This window comes from Limimaricola cinnabarinus (assembly GCF_047631075.1).
GTDB classification, from domain to species: domain Bacteria; phylum Pseudomonadota; class Alphaproteobacteria; order Rhodobacterales; family Rhodobacteraceae; genus Limimaricola; species Limimaricola cinnabarinus.
This window is the reverse complement of the sequence record NZ_JBLHYX010000014.1, coordinates 94156-111282: the sequence shown is the minus strand read 5'-3', so window position 1 is coordinate 111282 and position 17127 is coordinate 94156. Positions and strand designations below refer to the sequence as shown.

At 65.9% G+C, this 17127-nt stretch carries 16 protein-coding genes and 1 pseudogene; 9 read left to right on the top strand and 8 right to left on the bottom strand.

All coding sequences use genetic code 11. The features are described 5' to 3' along the window. Positions 1-115 (top strand): annotated as a pseudogene (locus ACJASC_RS12620) (IS3 family transposase); the annotation flags it as partial. Positions 116-166: 51 nt separating this feature from the next. Here ACJASC_RS12620 and ACJASC_RS12615 read toward each other — a convergent pair. Both ACJASC_RS12615 and ACJASC_RS12610 read right to left on the bottom strand, forming a co-directional pair. Next, positions 167-1320, bottom strand: a protein-coding gene (locus ACJASC_RS12615) for an IS3 family transposase (RefSeq protein WP_415146353.1) whose coding sequence is annotated in 2 segments (ribosomal slippage) — positions 167-1053 and positions 1053-1320 — 1155 coding nt in all. Because the reading frame shifts where the segments join, the coding sequence is not laid out codon by codon here. A gap of 51 nt (positions 1321-1371) precedes the next feature. Further along, positions 1372-1860, bottom strand: coding sequence for a hypothetical protein (locus ACJASC_RS12610; RefSeq protein WP_415146352.1), 489 nt, complete (start codon positions 1858-1860; stop codon positions 1372-1374). A 270-nt stretch (positions 1861-2130) separates the two neighbouring features. On the opposite strand from ACJASC_RS12610, the gene dusA reads away from it, so the two are divergent. Both dusA and ACJASC_RS12600 read left to right on the top strand, forming a co-directional pair. Then, positions 2131-3132 (top strand): tRNA dihydrouridine(20/20a) synthase DusA, encoded by a 1002-nt coding sequence (gene dusA / locus ACJASC_RS12605; RefSeq protein WP_415146351.1) that lies wholly within the window; start codon positions 2131-2133, stop codon positions 3130-3132. A gap of 71 nt (positions 3133-3203) precedes the next feature. Continuing rightward, positions 3204-4025, top strand: coding sequence for a sulfite exporter TauE/SafE family protein (locus tag ACJASC_RS12600; protein ID WP_415146350.1), 822 nt, complete (start codon positions 3204-3206; stop codon positions 4023-4025). Here ACJASC_RS12600 and ACJASC_RS12595 read toward each other — a convergent pair. From ACJASC_RS12595 to ccmI, 3 genes are read right to left on the bottom strand one after another with little or no spacing between them, the layout of a single operon-like run. Further along, positions 4022-4252 carry a DUF1289 domain-containing protein gene (locus ACJASC_RS12595; protein WP_415146349.1) on the bottom strand — a complete coding sequence of 77 codons (231 nt, stop codon included), beginning with the start codon at positions 4250-4252 and terminating at the stop codon, positions 4022-4024. The two genes, ACJASC_RS12600 and ACJASC_RS12595, sit on opposite strands and share 4 nt — an antisense overlap. Further along, positions 4249-4722, bottom strand: coding sequence for a Holliday junction resolvase RuvX (ruvX, locus tag ACJASC_RS12590; RefSeq protein WP_415146348.1), 474 nt, complete (start codon positions 4720-4722; stop codon positions 4249-4251). Before ruvX ends, ACJASC_RS12595 begins: the two co-directional genes overlap by 4 nt. Beyond that, complete coding sequence (ccmI, locus tag ACJASC_RS12585; RefSeq protein WP_415146347.1) at positions 4719-5918, bottom strand: c-type cytochrome biogenesis protein CcmI; 1200 nt, start codon at positions 5916-5918, stop codon at positions 4719-4721. The genes ruvX and ccmI overlap by 4 nt, the downstream gene beginning before the upstream one ends. Positions 5919-6135: 217 nt before the next feature. Between ccmI and ACJASC_RS12580 the strand changes: the two genes are divergently transcribed. The 4 genes from ACJASC_RS12580 to ACJASC_RS12565 all read left to right on the top strand — a co-directional run bounded on the left by ACJASC_RS12580 (position 6136) and on the right by ACJASC_RS12565 (position 8107). Then, a complete protein-coding gene (locus ACJASC_RS12580) occupies positions 6136-6498 on the top strand; it encodes a hypothetical protein (RefSeq protein WP_415146346.1) in 363 nt (120 codons plus the stop codon). Positions 6499-6727: 229 nt separating this feature from the next. Beyond that, positions 6728-7327, top strand: coding sequence for a superoxide dismutase (locus ACJASC_RS12575; RefSeq protein ID WP_021693052.1), 600 nt, complete (start codon positions 6728-6730; stop codon positions 7325-7327). Between the two features lie 118 nt (positions 7328-7445). Continuing rightward, positions 7446-7655 (top strand): hypothetical protein, encoded by a 210-nt coding sequence (locus ACJASC_RS12570; protein ID WP_021693053.1) that lies wholly within the window; start codon positions 7446-7448, stop codon positions 7653-7655. Next, complete coding sequence (locus ACJASC_RS12565; RefSeq protein WP_415146345.1) at positions 7655-8107, top strand: host attachment family protein; 453 nt, start codon at positions 7655-7657, stop codon at positions 8105-8107. Before ACJASC_RS12570 ends, ACJASC_RS12565 begins: the two co-directional genes overlap by 1 nt. A 40-nt stretch (positions 8108-8147) precedes the next feature. On the opposite strand, the gene ACJASC_RS12560 is transcribed toward ACJASC_RS12565, so the two are convergent. Then, positions 8148-8714: an LOG family protein gene (locus tag ACJASC_RS12560; protein WP_415146344.1), complete on the bottom strand. Its 567-nt coding sequence runs from the start codon at positions 8712-8714 to the stop codon at positions 8148-8150. Positions 8715-8859: 145 nt separating this feature from the next. On the opposite strand from ACJASC_RS12560, the gene ACJASC_RS12555 reads away from it, so the two are divergent. Together ACJASC_RS12555 and ACJASC_RS12550 are read left to right on the top strand one after the other, a co-directional pair. Further along, entirely contained in the window at positions 8860-10686 is a 1827-nt protein-coding gene (locus tag ACJASC_RS12555; RefSeq protein WP_415146343.1) for an ABCB family ABC transporter ATP-binding protein/permease, read from the top strand. A gap of 104 nt (positions 10687-10790) precedes the next feature. Then, positions 10791-11990, top strand: a complete 1200-nt coding sequence (locus tag ACJASC_RS12550; RefSeq protein WP_415146342.1) for a multidrug effflux MFS transporter — start codon at positions 10791-10793, stop codon at positions 11988-11990. Positions 11991-12049: 59 nt separating this feature from the next. Here the strand turns inward: ACJASC_RS12550 and ACJASC_RS12545 are convergent, their stop codons facing one another. Together ACJASC_RS12545 and ACJASC_RS12540 are read right to left on the bottom strand one after the other, a co-directional pair. Next, entirely contained in the window at positions 12050-15700 is a 3651-nt protein-coding gene (locus tag ACJASC_RS12545) for an efflux RND transporter permease subunit (protein ID WP_415146341.1), read from the bottom strand. Then, on the bottom strand, positions 15697-16923 hold the full coding sequence (locus tag ACJASC_RS12540; RefSeq protein ID WP_021693059.1) for an efflux RND transporter periplasmic adaptor subunit: 1227 nt from the start codon (positions 16921-16923) through the stop codon (positions 15697-15699). The genes ACJASC_RS12545 and ACJASC_RS12540 overlap by 4 nt, the downstream gene beginning before the upstream one ends. Positions 16924-17127: the final 204 nt, after the last annotated feature.

Here is a 17127-nt window from a genome sequence, read left to right as displayed (position 1 = left end):
AGCCGACTTCTGCGTGGAAGCTGTCGAGGAGGCGCTGGCGCGTTACGGCCTGCCCGAGATCTTTAACACTGATCAAGGCAGCCAGTTCACCTCGACCGACTTCATCAAGATGCTTGCCGCCCGCAAGTGAGGTGCTCCGCGATCCCTGGACAGGATCTGGCGCCTTCTAAGCTACTCTTAGCTCCTGCTGATCGGTTTGGATGGTGGGGTTTCTCTGCCAGTAGACCACTGCTGGCGGCTGGCCGCCATGGGCGGAATGCGGGCGCTTTCGATTGTAGAAATCGATCCAGTTCCTGAGCCCGGCCCGTGTCTCTGAGCCGGTCTCCCAGGCGTGCAGGTAGACGCACTCGTATTTCAGGGTGCGCCAAAGCCGCTCGATGAAGATGTTGTCGAGGTAGCGTCCCTTTCCGTCCATTGAGATGCGGACGCCGGCGCGTCTGAGCAGGTCGGTCCAGGCGAAGGACGTGAACTGGCTGCCCTGATCGGTGTTCATGATCTTGGGCAAGCCGAACCGCTGGATCGCTTCGGTTAGCGCCTCGACGCAGAACTCGGCCTCCATCGTGTTGGATAGGCGCCAGGCCAGCACTTTCCGGGTGTGCCAGTCCATGATCGCCACGAGATAGAGGAAGCCGCGCCGCATAGGGAGATAGGTGATGTCGGCGCACCAGACTTGGTTGGGCCGCTCCACGCGCACCCCCCTTAGCAGGTATGGGTATCGCTTGTGCCCCTTGGCAGGCTTGCTGGTGTTGGGCTTTTGGTAGATCGGCATGAGGCCCATGAGCCGCATCAGCCGTCGCACCCGCTTGTCGTTCACTGCGTGGCCCTCGTTGCGCAGATGCCGGGCCATCTGCCGCACGCCGTAGAACGGCGTTTCGAGGAATTGTTCGTCGATCAGCCGCATGAGGTCGAGGTTCAGCTCGGTCTCCCCGGTTGGCCGGTAGTAGAACGACGATCGCGAGAGCGACAGCAGCCGGCACTGCCGCCCCACAGACAGGGTCGGATGGTCTCGCTCGATCATGCCGCGCCTCATGTCTCGCCCCAGGGCTTGAGCTTTCTGGACAAAAAATCGTTGGCGACCGCCAGCTCGCCAATCTTGGCATGCAGCTCCTTCACCTGCGCCTCGTCGACTTCGGGCGTCTTCTTTCCGCCCCGCTCGAAGACCCCTGAAGCGCCCTCGAGCAAAGCCCGCTTCCACTGATGGATCAGCGTGGGATGCACCCCGAACCGGCTCGCCAGCTCGGCGGCCGTTTGTTCGCCTTTCAAAGCTTCCAGCGCGACCTTGGCCTTGAAAGCAGGCGCGTGCTGCTTGCGTTTCGACATCTCTGATCTCCTCGCCGGTGAAGATCAGCAGACAGCAAATCGTAGCTTACGTCAGTGCCCTGAAACCGGGGAGCACCTCAGTCCTTGCGATAAGCGTGCGTCAATGATTTCCGCAACCGTGGTCCCTCCCTCCTTTTCAAACGGGAATCCGTTGAGCTCGATCTTGGCAGCCGTCTTCGCACGCCACTGGCGGGCATTGGTAAGATGAGTGAACGTCTTGGTTAGGCTGTGAACCTTACCATCTTTGCGAGCCCGAAACTGAACGCGATAGGAGGTGGTGCCGTCCTTGCGCTCGATGACTTGGATATTGTTTTCTTTTTTCGGCGATTTGTGACGCTTCCGCTGGAGTGGCGGCTTGGGCGCCTGCGAAGCGATAATGCTGCCGTTAGGCTGAGCATCGTGAACGCTACCAGAAGCTTCTACGCCTGGTGTTTCATTGGCGGCCTTTTTCTCAAAAGCGTTCTGCGGGCGGACATCTTCGACCCTTTGCTCGTCGAGTTGAGCGATGAGTTCAGCGGTGGACCGAGGTAGGGCGATCATAGGTCATGTATCCCGTCTTGATTTCTATGACGGGGACGTCGGTTCGCCTCTCCAAACCCGATCATCTGGTTTGACTCGATTTTTTTCGTAGGGTGCTTACTTCGGCCACGTAACCGATAAGGGTTCGAGGCCGGGACTGGGTCCTGCATCTCCTGTCCGACTGTGCTACTGCAAAGCACAGCGAAATCGAGAACCCAGGAAAACCGCAGGGAATCCCGGGAAATAGTGCTCACTGTGCTACAGGCCCCCACTACTGTAAAATGAGGTAAGATGCTGAAAGAAAAGGTAAAATCTTCGGCACGCCTGAGCGTGGCACCCATGATGGATTGGACCGATCGGCATTGCCGGCATCTGCACCGGCTGCTGTCGCACAGGACCCTGCTCTACACCGAGATGGTCACGGCCCCTGCCGTCATTCACGGCGAGCGCGACCGGCTGATCGGTTTCGACGCGTCGGAACACCCGCTGGCTCTGCAGCTTGGCGGATCGGATCCGGTAGATCTTCGCGAGGCGGCGCGGATCGGGGCGGAGCGAGGCTATGACGAGATCAACCTCAACTGTGGTTGCCCCTCCGACAGGGTGCAGTCGGGGGCGTTCGGCGCGGTTCTGATGACCCGGCCCGAACTGGTCGCGGAGTGCTGCGCCGAAATGATCGCGGCCAGCCCGGTCGAGGTGACCGTGAAATGCCGCATCGGCGTCGATGAGCAGGTGCCCGAGGAGGTCCTGCCGCGCTTTCTCGAAGCCGTCGCGGCCTCGGGCGTCAGCCGGTTCACGATCCATGCCCGCAAGGCGTGGTTGCAAGGGCTCAGCCCCAAGGAAAACCGCGACATACCGCCGCTCGACTATGATCTGGTCCTGCGGATGAAACGCGAATTTCCACAGTTGCACCTTTCGGTCAACGGCGGCATCGGCACGCTGGACGAAGCCGAGAGCTTCCTTGCCTCAGGGCTCGACGGGGTGATGATCGGCCGCGCCGCCTATCATTCGCCCGCCGACATCCTGAGCGACGCCGACAGGCGCATCTGGGGCGAGGGCGCGGTGACGCACGCCGAGGACGCGGTGCGCGATATGCTGCCTTATATCGAGAGGCATCTCGCGGATGGCGGGCGGCTGCATCAAGTGACGCGCCACATGCTGGGGTTGTTCGCCGGGCGTCCCGGCGCGCGCGGCTGGAGACGAGTGCTGTCGGAGGGGGCGTCGCGGCCAGGCGCGGGGCCGGAGCTGGTTCTCGAGGCGCTGCAACGGGTCGAGGACCTGCAACAGGCGGCGTAAGGCGGCGCGCAACCCCTTGCCGAGGATCGCCGGGCCGGGCATCGCTGTGGCGAACCGAGCCGGAGCGCCAGATGCCTGATACCATGCTGCTTCTTTCCATGGGAGCGATGCTGCTCGCCATTGGCGCTTTCGCGGGCGTGCTCGCGGGGCTCTTGGGTGTCGGCGGCGGCATCGTGCTGGTGCCCGCTTACTTCTACGCCTTCGCGGCGCTGGGCTACGAGACGCCGCAGCTCATGCGGATCTGCCTTGCCACATCGCTCGCCACGATCATCGTCACATCGGCCCGCTCGGTGCTGAGCCACAACCGCAAGGGGGCGGTCGACTGGTCGGTGTTGCGTGGCTGGGCGCCGGGGATCGCGGTGGGCGCGCTCGCGGGTGTGTTCGTCGTGGCGCAACTGCGCACGGTGACGCTGCAGCTGATCTTCGGCGGGTTGGCGCTGTGCGTGTCGCTCTACATGGTGTGCGGACGCAGCCACTGGCGACTTGGTGACACGATGCCGGGCGGCGTGGCACGGGGGGTGATGTCGCCGGTGGTGGGGTTCTTGTCGGTGCTCATGGGCATCGGTGGCGGCAGCTTCGGCGTGCCGATCATGACGCTCTACGGCATGAGCATCCACCGCGCCGTGGCGACGGCGGCGGGGTTCGGGCTGCTGATCGCGCTGCCTTCGGTCATCGGGTTTCTGCTGACGCCGCTGCCCGCCGGGGCCGCGCCGCCGATGACGCTGGGATCGGTGAACCTGCCCGCCTTTCTCATCGTCATCGCGATGACACTGCTGACGGCGCCATTGGGCGCTGCTCTGGCGCACCGCACCGATGCAAAGCGGCTCAAGCGGGTGTTCGGCGGCTTTCTGATCCTCGTGGCGCTCAACATGCTGCGCAAGGCGATGATCTAACGCTCCAGCCGGGCCTTGCGGCCGCCGCGCCGCCCCTTGGGCGCGGCCTCGCGGGTCGGCAGCTCGGCCATGATCCGGGCGCGCTCTTCCGGTACCATCCGGCCCCATGCAGCGATCTCCTCCATGGAGCGCGCGCAGCCCAGACAGAGCCGCGTCTCGGGATGGATCGCGCAGAGCTTCACGCAAGGGCTCTCTATCTCGGCGCGCTGCCAGACTTCGTCGCTCATGACCGCGCCATGTAGCCGAGCCGGTCGAGCAGGCCCTGCAGGATGTATCCCGCCGCCACCGCGTCGATCAACTCGCCCCGGCGCTTGCGCGAATGATCCGATTCGAGCAGGGCGCGCTCGGCGGCGACGGTCGAGAGGCGCTCGTCCCAGTAGACGATCGGGATCTCGGTGAGGCGCGACAGGTTGCGCGCAAAGGCACGCGTCGATTGGGCGCGCGGGCCTTCCGAGCCGTCCATGTTGCGCGGCAGCCCTAGCACGAAGCCCGCGACGGTGCGCCCTTGCGCGATCTCCAACAGCCGCCCGGCGTCGAGCGTGAACTTCTTGCGTATCACCGTCTCGAGCGGGGTGGCGACCGAGCGTAGCCCGTCCGAGACGGCCACGCCGATGGTCTTGGTGCCGAAGTCGAGCCCCGCAAGCGCGCCGTGGCGCGGCAGGGCGGCAGCGAACTCTTCCGCGGTTTCGAAGATCATTGCGCCACCTCCGCCGCGCGGGCGGCCTCGCGGATCTCGTCCAGACCGTCCGTGTCGGCAAAGACCCCCTGCGCCTCGGCCCAGATCTGCGCTGCGCGCTCGCGCTCGCCCAGCACGCCCAGCGCCCGGATCAGGCGCGCCCATTCGGAGGCAGAGCCGCCGGTTTCCGCCAGACGCGCCGACAGCCCCTCCACCATGCCTCGGATCATGCCGTCGCGGTCTTCGGCGCTCATGTCCTGCGCCGCGGCGATATCCGCCGCACTGGGGCCGGGCAGGGCGGGCGGGGTATATTCGACCCCCGCCAGTGCCGCGGCGCGGTCGATCTGGGTGCGCGCCAGTTCGACATGCGGCGAGGCCGGGTCGCCCTCATCGATCGCCCGCTTCCAGTAGCGAAAGGCAAGGTCGGGCCGTTCGACCTGTGCCTGCAGCAGCCCCATGTAGTAAAGCGGCCCTTCGGCGTCCTGCCGCTCGGACAGAAGCCGGGCGAGCAGCGCCTCGGCCTCCGGCGTCACGAGGCCGCCGGTAGCCGCCACCATCCGGTCCACCAGCGCCACTTGATCCTCGTACTCCGCGGCGTCGCCCTTGAGCGCGATCACCCGCTCCTGCGCGCGCGCGGCGGCGGCGTAATTGCCCAAGGCGGCCTCGTGGCGCGACAGTAGCTCCCAACCGGTCAGGTCGTCGGGACGATCCGGAACCGCCGCGCGCAACTGCGCGACCATGTCGAGATAGTCCTGCGGCGCATCGACGGGGGAGGCGGGCATCATGGCTTCCGCGGCCTCCTGCGAGGGGCGCGCCTCGCGCAACTCTTGTGCCGCCGCGATCCTGCCGCCCAGCGGCTGGTCGGGGATGCCGGGGGCCCCGAGGTCGGTATAAAGCACAAGCGCGCCGCCGATCACCAGCACCGCCCCGAAGACGGCGGCAGGCAGCACCGGACCGCGCCGGACCCGCTCCACGGTTTTCCCCTGCCGCACGTGATCAGCGGCGATGAGACGGCGGGCGATCTCGGCACGGGCGCGCTCGGCTTCCTCGGCGGAGATCAATCCGCGACCGCGATCGGCTTCGACCTCGGCCAGCTGGCCTCGATAGAATGCGACGTCCGGTGCGGCCTCCTCGATTGCGCGTGCCTGGCGCAGCGGCACCGCCAGCGCCACGGCAACGACCACGGACAACCCGACCGCTATGATCCAGAACAGCATGCGACACTCCTATTTGCGGACTTCCTATCGTGACAGGGCTTTCCGAGAAAGCCCCGGACCGGCGACAGGTGGTCGCGCCGGGCGTGGCAATCCTGCGAAAGCCTCACCTGGTTCCATGTGATAACGGATCCCTGAGCCACAAAAATTTGAACTGGAGAGGAACCGGCCCGAGCGGGTGACGTTGGCCCGTCAAATGACACATAACGGAGCATCACGCATGTCCGACCCGAATTTCAACAACAACAACGTCAACCCGCCGCCGAAGAAAGGTGGCACATCGATCGCCCTCATCGTCGGTGGTCTCGTGGTTGCCGTGATCGTGCTGTACTGGCTCTTTGCGGGCGGTACCGATGTGGACAACGCCGACATGGTCGGCGAGGAAACCAACATCAACGTCGATGCAGGCGCCGAGTCGGCTGCCGAGAGCATCGAGGATGCCGGTGAAGCCGTCGAGGCCGAGATCGACGAGACCGCCGTCGAAATCGAAGATACCGCAGCCGAAGCCGAGGCCGAGATGGACTCCGAGATCGACGCGACCGAGACCATCGAGGTCGAGGGCGAAGCCGAGGTGGTTCAGTAAGACAGCCGCGCTCGTTTCTATGCGCGCCGGTTTTCGGGCGGCGGCCGGTCTGGCCGCCGCCCTTTCTCATGGCGGGCCCACTGCCCGAGCTTGGGCCGTCGAACGGTTTCGGTCACGCTTGTGGCCGCGCGCCAGCGCTCGGAATTTCCCGGCTGTCCCATTGACCTTTGGGGCGCAGGGGTTCTGTTATGTGGCGCAAATCCACCACTGGCAGCAAAGCGAGACCGACATGGCTTTCGAACTTCCCGACCTTCCCTACGCCCACGACGCGCTCGCCTCCAAGGGCATGTCGAAGGAGACGCTTGAGTATCACCACGACCTGCACCACAAGGCCTATGTCGACAACGGCAACAAGCTGATCGCCGGCACCGAATGGGATGGCAAGTCGATGGAAGAGATCATCCGCGGCACCTATGACAAGTCGTCGGTGGCGCAGAACGGCATCTTCAACAACATCTCCCAGCTTTGGAACCACAACCAGTTCTGGGAGATGATGACCCCCGATCAGAGCAAGATGCCGGGCGAGCTCGAGAGCGCGATCACCGACAGCTTCGGCTCGGTCGACAAGTTCAAGGAAGACTTTGCCGCCGCGGGCGCGGGCCAGTTCGGCTCGGGCTGGGCGTGGCTCGTCAAGGATGCGGATGGCGGCCTCAAGGTCACCAAGACCGAGAATGGCGTGAACCCGCTGTGCTTCGGACAGACCGCGCTTCTGGGTCTCGATGTGTGGGAGCACTCCTACTACATCGACTACCGCAACAAGCGTCCCGCCTACATTTCCAACTTTCTCGACAACCTCGTGAACTGGGAGAACGTCGCCTCGCGCATGTGAGGCGTCGCGGCGCCGCCGCGTCCCCGAGGCCCTCGCGGGAGACCGCGGGGGCCTTTTCGTTTCCGGAACCCGCGCCGTCACGGATCGTTTCCTCTGCATGCAACCAAAGGAGGCTTCGATGGCTGAGAGGGCGAGATCCAAGGACGGGACCCGTGAGACCGAGGCTTACGTCAGCGAAGAGGACAAGGCGGGGGCGGGCGGCCAGCCGGGTCGCGAAGGCGGCGACCTGACCCGAAAGGTCGGCACGCGCGACGATCTCAAGCGCGCCGAGCAGGACGACCCCGGCGTCACCCGCGTGCGCAAGAGCGACGAGAAGGACCCCGATTGATGGCCCGGATCGACAATGGAACCTGGGTTCTCGTCGCCGATGGCGAAAAGGCGTTGATCCTCGAGAACACCACCGACGCCCAGCATCCGAACCTGCAAGTCGTGCGCAAGGAAGCGCAGGAGAACCCGCCGGATCGCGCTCAGGCGACCGACAAGGCCGGGCGGCAGGCCGATGGCGGCCCCGGTCAGCGCACCGCGCTGGACGAGACCGACTTTCACCAGCTTGCCAAGGATCGCTTTGCTTCTGACCTTGCGGATCTCCTCTATCGGCATGTCCATAAAGGCCAGTTCGACAAGTTGGTGATCGTGGCGAGCCCGCATGTGCTGGGTGTGCTGCGTCCCGAACTGCACAAGGAGGTGGCCGACACGGTGGTGGCCGAGATCCCCAAGACCCTCACCAACCACCCCGTCGCCGAGATCGAAAAGGCCATCGCTAACGAGATCGCGGGCTGAACGGACCGAACGCCAAGGGGGCGCCTCGACCGCGCCCCCTTCAGGCCAACAGCGTCTCCGCGAGTGCCTTTTCGAGAGCCTTCACGCTGGAGACGTAGTGGATGAAGCTCTTGAGGCTGTCATTCGCGAATCCCTCGTCGATCACGTGGTTGATCAGCTGGCGTAGGGGCTGCCAGTAGCCATCGATGTCGAGCAGCAGGATCGGCTTGTCGTGAAGGCCAAGCTGGCGCCATGTCAGCACCTCGAAGAATTCATCCAGCGATCCCGCACCGCCGGGCAGCATGACGATCGCATCGGCGTTCATAAACATCACCTTCTTGCGCTCGTGCATGGTCTCGGTGACGACATAGGTGTCGAGATCGGTCTTGCCGGTTTCGGCCTCGACGAGGTGGCGCGGGATGACACCGAAACTGGCGCCACCCGCGCCCTGTGCCGCGCGCGCGACAGACCCCATCAGACCCACATCCCCCGCGCCGTAGACCAGCCGCCATCCCTTGCGCGCGAGCATTTCACCGGTCTCCGTCGCGGCGGCCTCGTAGCTGGCACGCAGTCCGGGGCGCGAGCCGCAGAACACGCAGACGGAAGCGGAAAACGAGGACATGGGCATGGGCGGTCTCCGGAGTGTGTCGCTCTGTCGTAGAACGCGGCGCGGCGCGGCTCAACCGCTCAGAGGCGCACCGACCGGCCCGGTCTGGCCATCAGGGCGGCCGCGTCCTAGGTTGAACCGCCGCCGCCAGCCCCGGAGCCCGCCGATGCGACGCCTGTCCAAGACCGACGCCAACCTCTCGGGGCAGCCCGTGCAGGGTTGGGACACGATCCGGCAGGTGATGCCCTATCTGTGGCCCGAGGGGCAGGGCTGGGTGAAGCGCCGCGTCGTGCTGGCCGTCTCGCTTCTGGTCGTGGCCAAGCTGATCGCGGTGGCCACGCCGCTCTTCTACAAGGCCGCCGTCGACGCGCTGGCGGGCGAGGGCGAGAGTGCCGCGATGCTGCTGGCAATCGGTGCGGCCGGGCTGACGTTGATCTATGGCCTCGCCCGGCTCGCCAATGTCGGCTTCCAGCAACTGCGCGACGTGGTGTTCACGCCCGTGGGGCAGCGGGCGCTCAGGAAGCTCGCACTGCGCACCTTCCGGCACATCCACGCGATGAGCCTGCGCTACCACATCGGACGCAAGACCGGCGGTCTCAGCCGGATCATCGAACGCGGCGTGAAGGGCGTCGATTTCCTGCTGCGCTTCCTGCTGTTCTCGATCGGGCCGCTGATCCTTGAACTGCTGCTCGTCGCGGTCGTGCTCTTCTTCCTGTTCGATGTGTGGTATCTCGTGGCCGTGCTTGGCACGATCGTCGTCTACGTCGCTTTCACCTTCAAGGTGACCGAGTGGCGGGTGAAGATCCGCAAGCAGATGAACGATCAGGACACCGACGCCAACCAGAAGGCGATCGACAGCCTGCTCAACTTCGAGACGGTCAAGTATTTCGGCGCCGAGAACCGCGAGGCGATGCGCTATGACGGCGCGATGGAGAAATACGCGGCCGCCGCGGTGCGCACCAACTATTCGCTCGCTTTCCTCAATTTCGGCCAGTCGCTGATCATCACCACGGGCCTCGTCATCGTCATGGTCATGGCCGCCATCGGCGTGGAGCGCGGCGAGTTGACGGTGGGCGACTTCGTCATGGTCAACGCCTACATGATCCAGATCACCATGCCGCTCAATTTCCTCGGCACCGTCTACCGCGAGATCCGGCAGGCGCTGATCGACATGGGCGAGATGTTCGAGCTTCTGAACCAGCCGCCGGAGGTCACCGACCGGCCTGGTGCTGCGGCGCTCGCCGTGCCGCGCGGCGAGATCGTGTTCGACGATGTGCGCTTCGACTACGAGGCCGCACGCGGCATCCTCAAGGGCGTGTCCTTCACTGTGAAGCCCGGCGAGACCGTCGCCATCGTCGGCTCCTCGGGGGCGGGCAAATCGACGATCGGGCGGCTGCTGTTCCGCTTCTACGACGTGACAGGCGGCGTGATCCGGATTGACGGGCAGGATCTGCGCGACGTCACCCAAGACAGCCTGCATGCGCAGATCGGTGTGGTGCCGCAGGACACGGTGCTCTTCAACGACACGATCCTCTACAACATCGCCTATGGCCGCGAGGGAGCCACCCGCGAGGAAATCGAAACGGTGGCTCGCGCCGCGCAGATCCACGACTTCATCCTGTCGCTGCCCCAAGGCTACGACACCACCGTGGGCGAGCGCGGCCTGAAGCTCTCGGGCGGAGAGAAGCAGCGCGTCGGCATCGCCCGCACCCTGCTCAAGGACCCGCCGATCCTGCTTCTGGACGAAGCGACGAGCGCGCTCGACACCGACACCGAGCGCGAGATCCAAGGCCAGCTTCGCGCCATGGGGCAGGGGCGCTCGGTGATCACCATCGCACATCGGCTGAGCACGATTGCGGATGCGGACCGGATCGTGGTGCTGGAAGCCGGGAAAGTCGTGGAATCGGGCTCTCACGAGCATCTTTTGGCGCAAGAGGGCCGCTATGCGCAGCTCTGGTCGCGCCAGCAGTCCGAAGAGGCCCAGGCCGCGTGATTGCGCCGCTGAACCGATCGGTCTAGTCTGCGCTTGAGTCGCCTGCCGCGTGCGGGCCAATCGACGTTCCGGGCGTGCCGCGCGCGGAGTTCAAGGACAGCCCTATGTTATCCCCGATGTTCCGCACCGCCGTGGTGCTGGGCCTGCTCTCCGCCGTGGGTCCCTTCACGATCGACATGTATCTTCCCGGCTTGCCGGGCCTCGCCGCCGATCTGAACGTAGACGAAGCCGCGGCGCAGGCGACGATCAGCGCCTATTTCCTCGCCTTCGGCCTCGCACAGCTCTTTTATGGCCCGCTTGCCGATGCGGCGGGGCGCAAGACGCCGGTCTATATCGGCGTCGGCGTGTTTCTCGTCGCCACCATCGGATGCGCTCTGGCCCCGTCGCTGCCGTGGCTGGTGGCGTTCCGCGCGCTTCAGGGCCTTGGCTGCGCCGCGCTGATGGTGGTGCCGCGCGCCATGGTGCGCGACATGTACACCGGCCACGAGGCGACGCGCCTGGTGGCGATGATCATGCTCGTCATCTCGGTTTCGCCGATGCTCGCACCGCTTTCGGGTGCGATCATGATGAGCTTCACCAGCTGGCGCGGCATCTTCTGGGCGCTCGCGGTGATCGCGGGGCTGGCCCTGCTGCTCACCGTCTTCGGCCTCAAGGAAACGCTGCCCGTTGAGCGCCGTCGCCCGGTCCGCCCGCGCCTGCTCGCGGTGTCGGCCAAGCGGCTGTTCCGCGATCCGACCTTCATGGCGCTGACCTTCGTGTCGGGTTTCGGCATGGCGAGCTTCTTCGTCTTCATCGCGAGCGCCAGCTTCGTCTATACCCAGCAATACGGGCTGACGCCGATGCAGTTCAGCCTCGCCTTCGCGACCAATGCCGTGGGCTTCTTTGGGGCGAGCCAGTTCGCGGCGACACTGGGCCGCCGCATCGGCCTCACCCGGATGCTGCGACTGGCGTTGATGGGCTTTGCCTTCTTCGCGCTGACGCTGCTGGCGATCACGGCGGCGGGCTATGCGACGCTGCCGGTGCTGATGGGGCTCTTGCTGTGCGGCAATGCCTGCCTCGGCCTCGTCATCCCGACGAGCCAGGTCATGGCGCTCGATCCGCATGGCGAGATCGCGGGTCTCGCCTCATCGATGGGCGGCACGCTGCAGATGCTCACGGGCGGTCTGATGGTCGCGGTCACGGGGCCGTTCTTCAACGGCACGGCGCTGCCGATGGTGGCGGTGATCGCGGGCTGCGCGGTGATGGCGCTGGGGCTTGCCCTCTTGGCGCTGGGCCGGGGTGAGCAGGGCGTTCAGGCGGCCTGACCCCGCTGCGTACGTCTATGGAAAGGGCCGTCCTCGGGGGCGGCCCTGTCATCTCCGGGCTACTCTGCCGCACGCAACGTCGATGCGGGGTGAGTGGCGGGGCCTTGCGCGTCTTCCCAGATGATCTCGGGCGTCTTGATGCGTCGCGCCTCGCGCCTGAGCGCCCAATCGCGTGCCGCCCGGCTGCCGCGCCCCATCGACAGCCGCGCCAGAAGCCGCGACATCCAATGGGCATAGCGGGTGGCCCAGATCCGCAGCGCCAGCATCGCGGGCGTGAAAACCAGCGTCAGCACCGTGGCGATGCCGAGGCCGAAGACAACCGCCGTGGCGAGCTGCTTCCACCACAGCGCCGTGGGGCTGTCGATCGTGTAGCCGCCACCGAAGAAGTCGAGGCTGAGCCCGAACATCATCGGCGCGAGGCCTGCCATGGTGGTGACGGTGGTGAGGAAGACGGGCCTGATGCGGTCTTCGGCGGTGCGGATCACCGCCTCGGTGCGCGGCATGTAACGCGCGTAATCCTGATAGGTGTCGATCAGCACGATGTTGTTGTTCACCACGATACCGGCGAGCGCCACGATGCCGGTGCCGGTCATGATGATGGAGAATGTCTGATCCATCACCAGCATCCCGATCAGCACGCCGGCGGTCGACATGACAACCGCCAGAAGTACCAGCGTGGCGTTGTAGAAGCTGTTGAATTGCGCCAGCAGGATGATGAACATCAGCCCCAGAGCACCCGCGAAGGCCGATTGCAGGAAGGCCTGACTTTCGGCCTGATCCTGCTGATCGCCGGTCCATTCCCATCCGACGCCATCAGGCAGCGGCGCGGTGTCGAGCCAGTCGGTCAGCGCCTCGATCCGTTCATTGGCGTTGATCGTTGAGCGGCCAACTTCGCCCGCGTCGATGCGCGTCTGCAACGCGTCGTCGATCTCGGCCTCGGTGACGATCCGGATCTCATCGCCATCGACGAGCCGAACGAGGCCGGGCGTCACGTCGGCCTTGACCTCGAAGTAGCGCTGTTGCGCGACGCGGTTGATCTCGGCGAGCTTCTGCACCGGCTTGCGGGTGACGAAGTTCGACAGCGGCACCAGTCCCGACGGCGTGCGGACCCGCAGGCTGTCGAGGGTCGAGAGCACGCGGTCCTCCTCGGGCAGCCGCACGCGGATCTCGATCTCCTCGTCCGAGCTGTCGATGCGCATGGTGTCGAGCATGATGCCTCGGGTCACGAGTTGCACCATGGCGCCCACGGTCGCCACGTCTGCGCCGAAGCGGCCCGCCTTCTCGATGTCGACGTCGATCTGCCAGTCGATGCCCGGCAGCGGCAGCGTGTCCTCGATCAGCGTCAGGCCCGGCGTTTCCTCGAATCGCGCGCGGACCTGCCCGGTGGCGGTGCGCAGCGCCTCGAAATCGTCACCGGTGAGTCGCAGGTGCACCGGCTTGGACGAGCCGGGTCCCTGCGCAAGGTCGAGGATCTCGATGCGGATGCCCGGGATATCGTCGAGGCGGGCCTGCAGCCGTTCGAACACCACGTTGCCATCGAGATCGGCCGGATCGTAACCGGTTTCGCGCGCATAGGCGGCGCGGTCCTCCCACGGGACCAGTTCGATCTGCAATTGTCCCACCGCGTCGGCGGGACCACCGGCCCCGGCGGTGTTGGAGTTGAGCCCGCCTTCACCCGCGAAGGCGAAAACCGAGCCGATGCCTGGAAATCCCACGACCGCCGCCTCGGCCTCGGCCACGAGCGCGTCCTTTTCGGCAAGGCTGAGATTGCCACGCGCCTGCACGTAGATGATCGCCTGCTCGGGCTCGGTCTCGACGAAGAACTCCACGCCGTTGTTGTGGGTGCCGAAATAGGTGAAGGTCGAAAAGACGAAGGCCCCCACGGCCCCGATCGTCACCAGCGGCATGATCGGGTTGCCCGCGATCAGCGCGATGACGCGCCCAAAGAGCGAACGCCGATAGCCCGCGCGCACCCGCTTGGGCGCGCGCCGGATCTTGGCCGCACCACCGGTGATGGTGGTGGCGATCGCACTGAAAAGCGCCAGCGCAAGTCCGGGGGCGGCGTCGAGCAGCCCCGTGGCGGGGCGAGCCTCGCCGCTGAGATAGCCCGGGTTGAGCGCCAGCATCAGCCCAATGAAGATCAGCAGGGCGGCGGGGAGCACCAGAGCGGCGCACACGACCCATGGCAGGCGGCGGCGCAGGCTGTCGGAGACATGGCCGAAACTGCGGCTCATCCGGCCCAGCACGCCGCCCATCACCGGCAGGTAGATCAGCGCGACCACGAGCGAGGCCGAGAGCACGAAGATCAACGTCACCGGCAGCATGCCCATGAACTGCCCCGCGACGCCGGGCCAGAACAGCATCGGCAAAAAGGCGCAGAGCGTGGTGGCGGTCGAGGAGACCACAGGCCAGAACATCCGCTTCGCCGCCTCGACATAGGCGTGCATCGGTCCGACGCCGTCGGAGATGCGCTTGTCGGCGTATTCCACCACCACGATGGCCCCGTCGACCAGCATGCCCACCGCAAGGATCAGCCCGAACATCACGATGTTCGAGATGGTGATGTCCATCACCGCCAAAAGCGCAAAGCACAAAAGGAACGAGGTCGGGATTGCAAAGCCCACCAGCAGCGCCGGGCGCGGGCCCAGCGCGGCGAGCACCACGATCATCACCAGCGCGATCGCCGTCAGCACCGAGCCTTCGAGCTGGCTCACCATCGAGGCGACCTGACGGCTCTGGTCGTTCGAGGTCCCGACCTCGACTGCCACCCTGAGGTCGTCGGGCCAGCTGTCCTGCTCGGCCGCGACCGTTTCGCGCACCAGGGCGGCGGTGTCGATCAGGTTGAAGCCCCGCCGCTTGACCACCTGCAGCGCCACGGTCGTCTCGCCGTTGAAGCGCGCCGTCGAGGTCCGGTCCTCGAAGGTGAGCCGGATCGTCGACAGGTCGCCCAAGGTCACCACCCGGTCGCCATTGGTCTTGACCGGCAGCTCGTAGATGTCGCGCGGCTCGTCGAAGCTCGACGGGATCTTGACCGAGAACGCGCCCTGCGCGCTTTCGATCTCGCCCGCCGCGATTAGCAGGTTGTTGTTGGTCACGACCTGCAGAAGTTCGGCGGCGGTGACGTTGTAGGCCTCGAGCCTGAGCGGGTCGATCTCGACCTCGAGCATCTCGTCGCGCTGGCCGGTCAGGTTGGCCGAAAGCACGGCGTCGATCCCTTCGAGCCGGTTTTGCAGAGTCTTGGCCACCCGGATCAGCGTGCGTTCGGGCAGCGCGCCGGTGAGGTTGACGATGACGATCGGAAATTCGGAGAAGTTGATCTCGTTGACAGACCAAGCGTCGGCCCCGTCGGGAAACTCGGCCTCGGCGGCGTTCATCGCATCGCGCACATCGGCCATGATCTTGGTCTTGTCCCAGCCGAACTCGAATTCGAGCGCCACCCCCGCATAGCTCTCGGCGGCGGTGGAGGTCATGGTCTTCAGCCCGTCGAGATCCGACAGCCGGGTTTCCATCGGCTTGACCAGAAGCTGTTCGCTGTCCTCGGCTGAGATGCCGGGGAAGGGGACCGAGACGAACAGCGCCGGGATCTCGATGTCGGGCTCGCCCTCCTTGGGCAGGCCGACATAGGCGGCTCCGCCCGCCACGAGGCTCAGCACGATGAAGGCCATGATCATCCGCGCCCGGGACGCGGCCCAGTCGACGATGCCGGTCACTGCCCGGCCTCCCGAAAGCTTGGCGATACGCGCACGCCGTCGGTCACGTATTCCTGCCCGACGACGATGATGGCGGCCTCGGGCTCCAGCCCGGCGACCAGCACGCCTTGGGCCGTGTCGCGCAGCAGCGCCACGGGGGCAAAGCGCGCCACCGCATCCGTGGCCTCGCCATCGACGAGGCGCACGCCGAGACGGCCGTCATCGTCGAGCGTCAGCGCCGATTGCGGCAACAGATGCGCCTGCCTGCCGTCGGTCTCGATCATGATCTCGGCGGTCTGGCCGTCGCGGATCTGCAGATCCGCATTGGGGACGACGACCTCGACGCGGAAGGTGCGTGTCGTCTCGTCTGCCGAGCGCGACACGAAGCGCACCTCGCCGGTCAGCGGCGGGCCGGAGGCCAGCCGCCCACGGGCGGGCGCGCCGACGCGGATCTTGTCAACATCGACCTCGGGTACAAAGCCCACGAGCTTGATCGGATCGAGCTGCACCACCGTGGCGCAGGGCGCACCGGTCTGCATCAAGAGCCCCAGCTCGGCAGTGTCGGTTTCCAGCAACCCGTCAAAAGGTGCGCGGATCGACAGTTTGTCGATCTCGCGTTCGGCGGCGGCGACGGCGGCGCGCGCCGCATCGATTCCGGCCCGTGCCGAGACGAGGCCCGAGGCGGCGCTTTGCACCTGTGCGGCCGCCGCTTCCATCGCGGCCTCGGCGCTGATCACCGAGGTTTCGCTCTGATAGCCGCCCTTGCTCAGCCGCTGCGCGTTGCTGAGGTTGATTTCGGCCTCCCGCAGCCGGGCCTGTGCCTCGGCCTGCGCGGCCTCGGCCGTGGGCACCCGGCTTTCGGCCTCCGACAGTCGCGCTTTCGCTTCGGCAAGGTCGATCTCCCGCGTGCCGGGGTCGAGTTCGCACAAAAGCTCGTCGGTTTCGACGAAGGCGCCCTTGCGCAACGGGTCCGAGACAACCCGGCCGGAGGTTTCCGCGCGCACTTCGACCTCGCGCGCGGCCTCTGTCCGCCCGCGCAGCACCACGGCGTCATCCACCTCCCGGGCGGTGCTGCGCAACGCCACGACACCGATGCCGGGCGTCGTTACCTGCGAGGACCCGGTCGCCGCATTCGCGGCATCCCCGTCGATCTGCGCGATGGCAAAGAGCCGATCGCGGTCGATGATCAGCATATAGAGGAAAGCGGTCACGAAGATCGCGGTGATGACGGGGATCAGTTTCATTGCGCATCCTCTTCGGCCATCGGGCCTGTCCCGATCATGCCGATCCCGGCACGAACGCGGATCGACGCGGGGTCGATCGCCCCGCCGGAAATGCCTGAACCACTTGGTTCAGACTACGCCGCGTCGCTCGCTCTCTCAAGCGCTCAGGCGGATCGCGCGACACGGTGACGCGCCGATGCCCCGGATCGGCGGCTCCGGTGCCGC

Excerpts from the sequence above, each read along its gene's own strand:
- ACJASC_RS12610 (WP_415146352.1), bottom strand. The coding sequence starts at position 1,860 with ATGATCGCCCTACCTCGGTCCACCGCTGAACTCATCGCTCAACTCGAC.
- dusA (WP_415146351.1), top strand. The coding sequence starts at position 2,131 with ATGCTGAAAGAAAAGGTAAAATCTTCGGCACGCCTGAGCGTGGCACCC.
- ACJASC_RS12600 (WP_415146350.1), top strand. The coding sequence starts at position 3,204 with ATGCCTGATACCATGCTGCTTCTTTCCATGGGAGCGATGCTGCTCGCC.
- ACJASC_RS12595 (WP_415146349.1), bottom strand. The coding sequence starts at position 4,252 with ATGAGCGACGAAGTCTGGCAGCGCGCCGAGATAGAGAGCCCTTGCGTG.
- ruvX (WP_415146348.1), bottom strand. The coding sequence starts at position 4,722 with ATGATCTTCGAAACCGCGGAAGAGTTCGCTGCCGCCCTGCCGCGCCAC.
- ccmI (WP_415146347.1), bottom strand. The coding sequence starts at position 5,918 with ATGCTGTTCTGGATCATAGCGGTCGGGTTGTCCGTGGTCGTTGCCGTG.
- ACJASC_RS12580 (WP_415146346.1), top strand. The coding sequence starts at position 6,136 with ATGTCCGACCCGAATTTCAACAACAACAACGTCAACCCGCCGCCGAAG.
- ACJASC_RS12575 (WP_021693052.1), top strand. The coding sequence starts at position 6,728 with ATGGCTTTCGAACTTCCCGACCTTCCCTACGCCCACGACGCGCTCGCC.
- ACJASC_RS12570 (WP_021693053.1), top strand. The coding sequence starts at position 7,446 with ATGGCTGAGAGGGCGAGATCCAAGGACGGGACCCGTGAGACCGAGGCT.
- ACJASC_RS12565 (WP_415146345.1), top strand. The coding sequence starts at position 7,655 with ATGGCCCGGATCGACAATGGAACCTGGGTTCTCGTCGCCGATGGCGAA.
- ACJASC_RS12560 (WP_415146344.1), bottom strand. The coding sequence starts at position 8,714 with ATGCCCATGTCCTCGTTTTCCGCTTCCGTCTGCGTGTTCTGCGGCTCG.
- ACJASC_RS12555 (WP_415146343.1), top strand. The coding sequence starts at position 8,860 with ATGCGACGCCTGTCCAAGACCGACGCCAACCTCTCGGGGCAGCCCGTG.
- ACJASC_RS12550 (WP_415146342.1), top strand. The coding sequence starts at position 10,791 with ATGTTATCCCCGATGTTCCGCACCGCCGTGGTGCTGGGCCTGCTCTCC.
- ACJASC_RS12540 (WP_021693059.1), bottom strand. The coding sequence starts at position 16,923 with ATGAAACTGATCCCCGTCATCACCGCGATCTTCGTGACCGCTTTCCTC.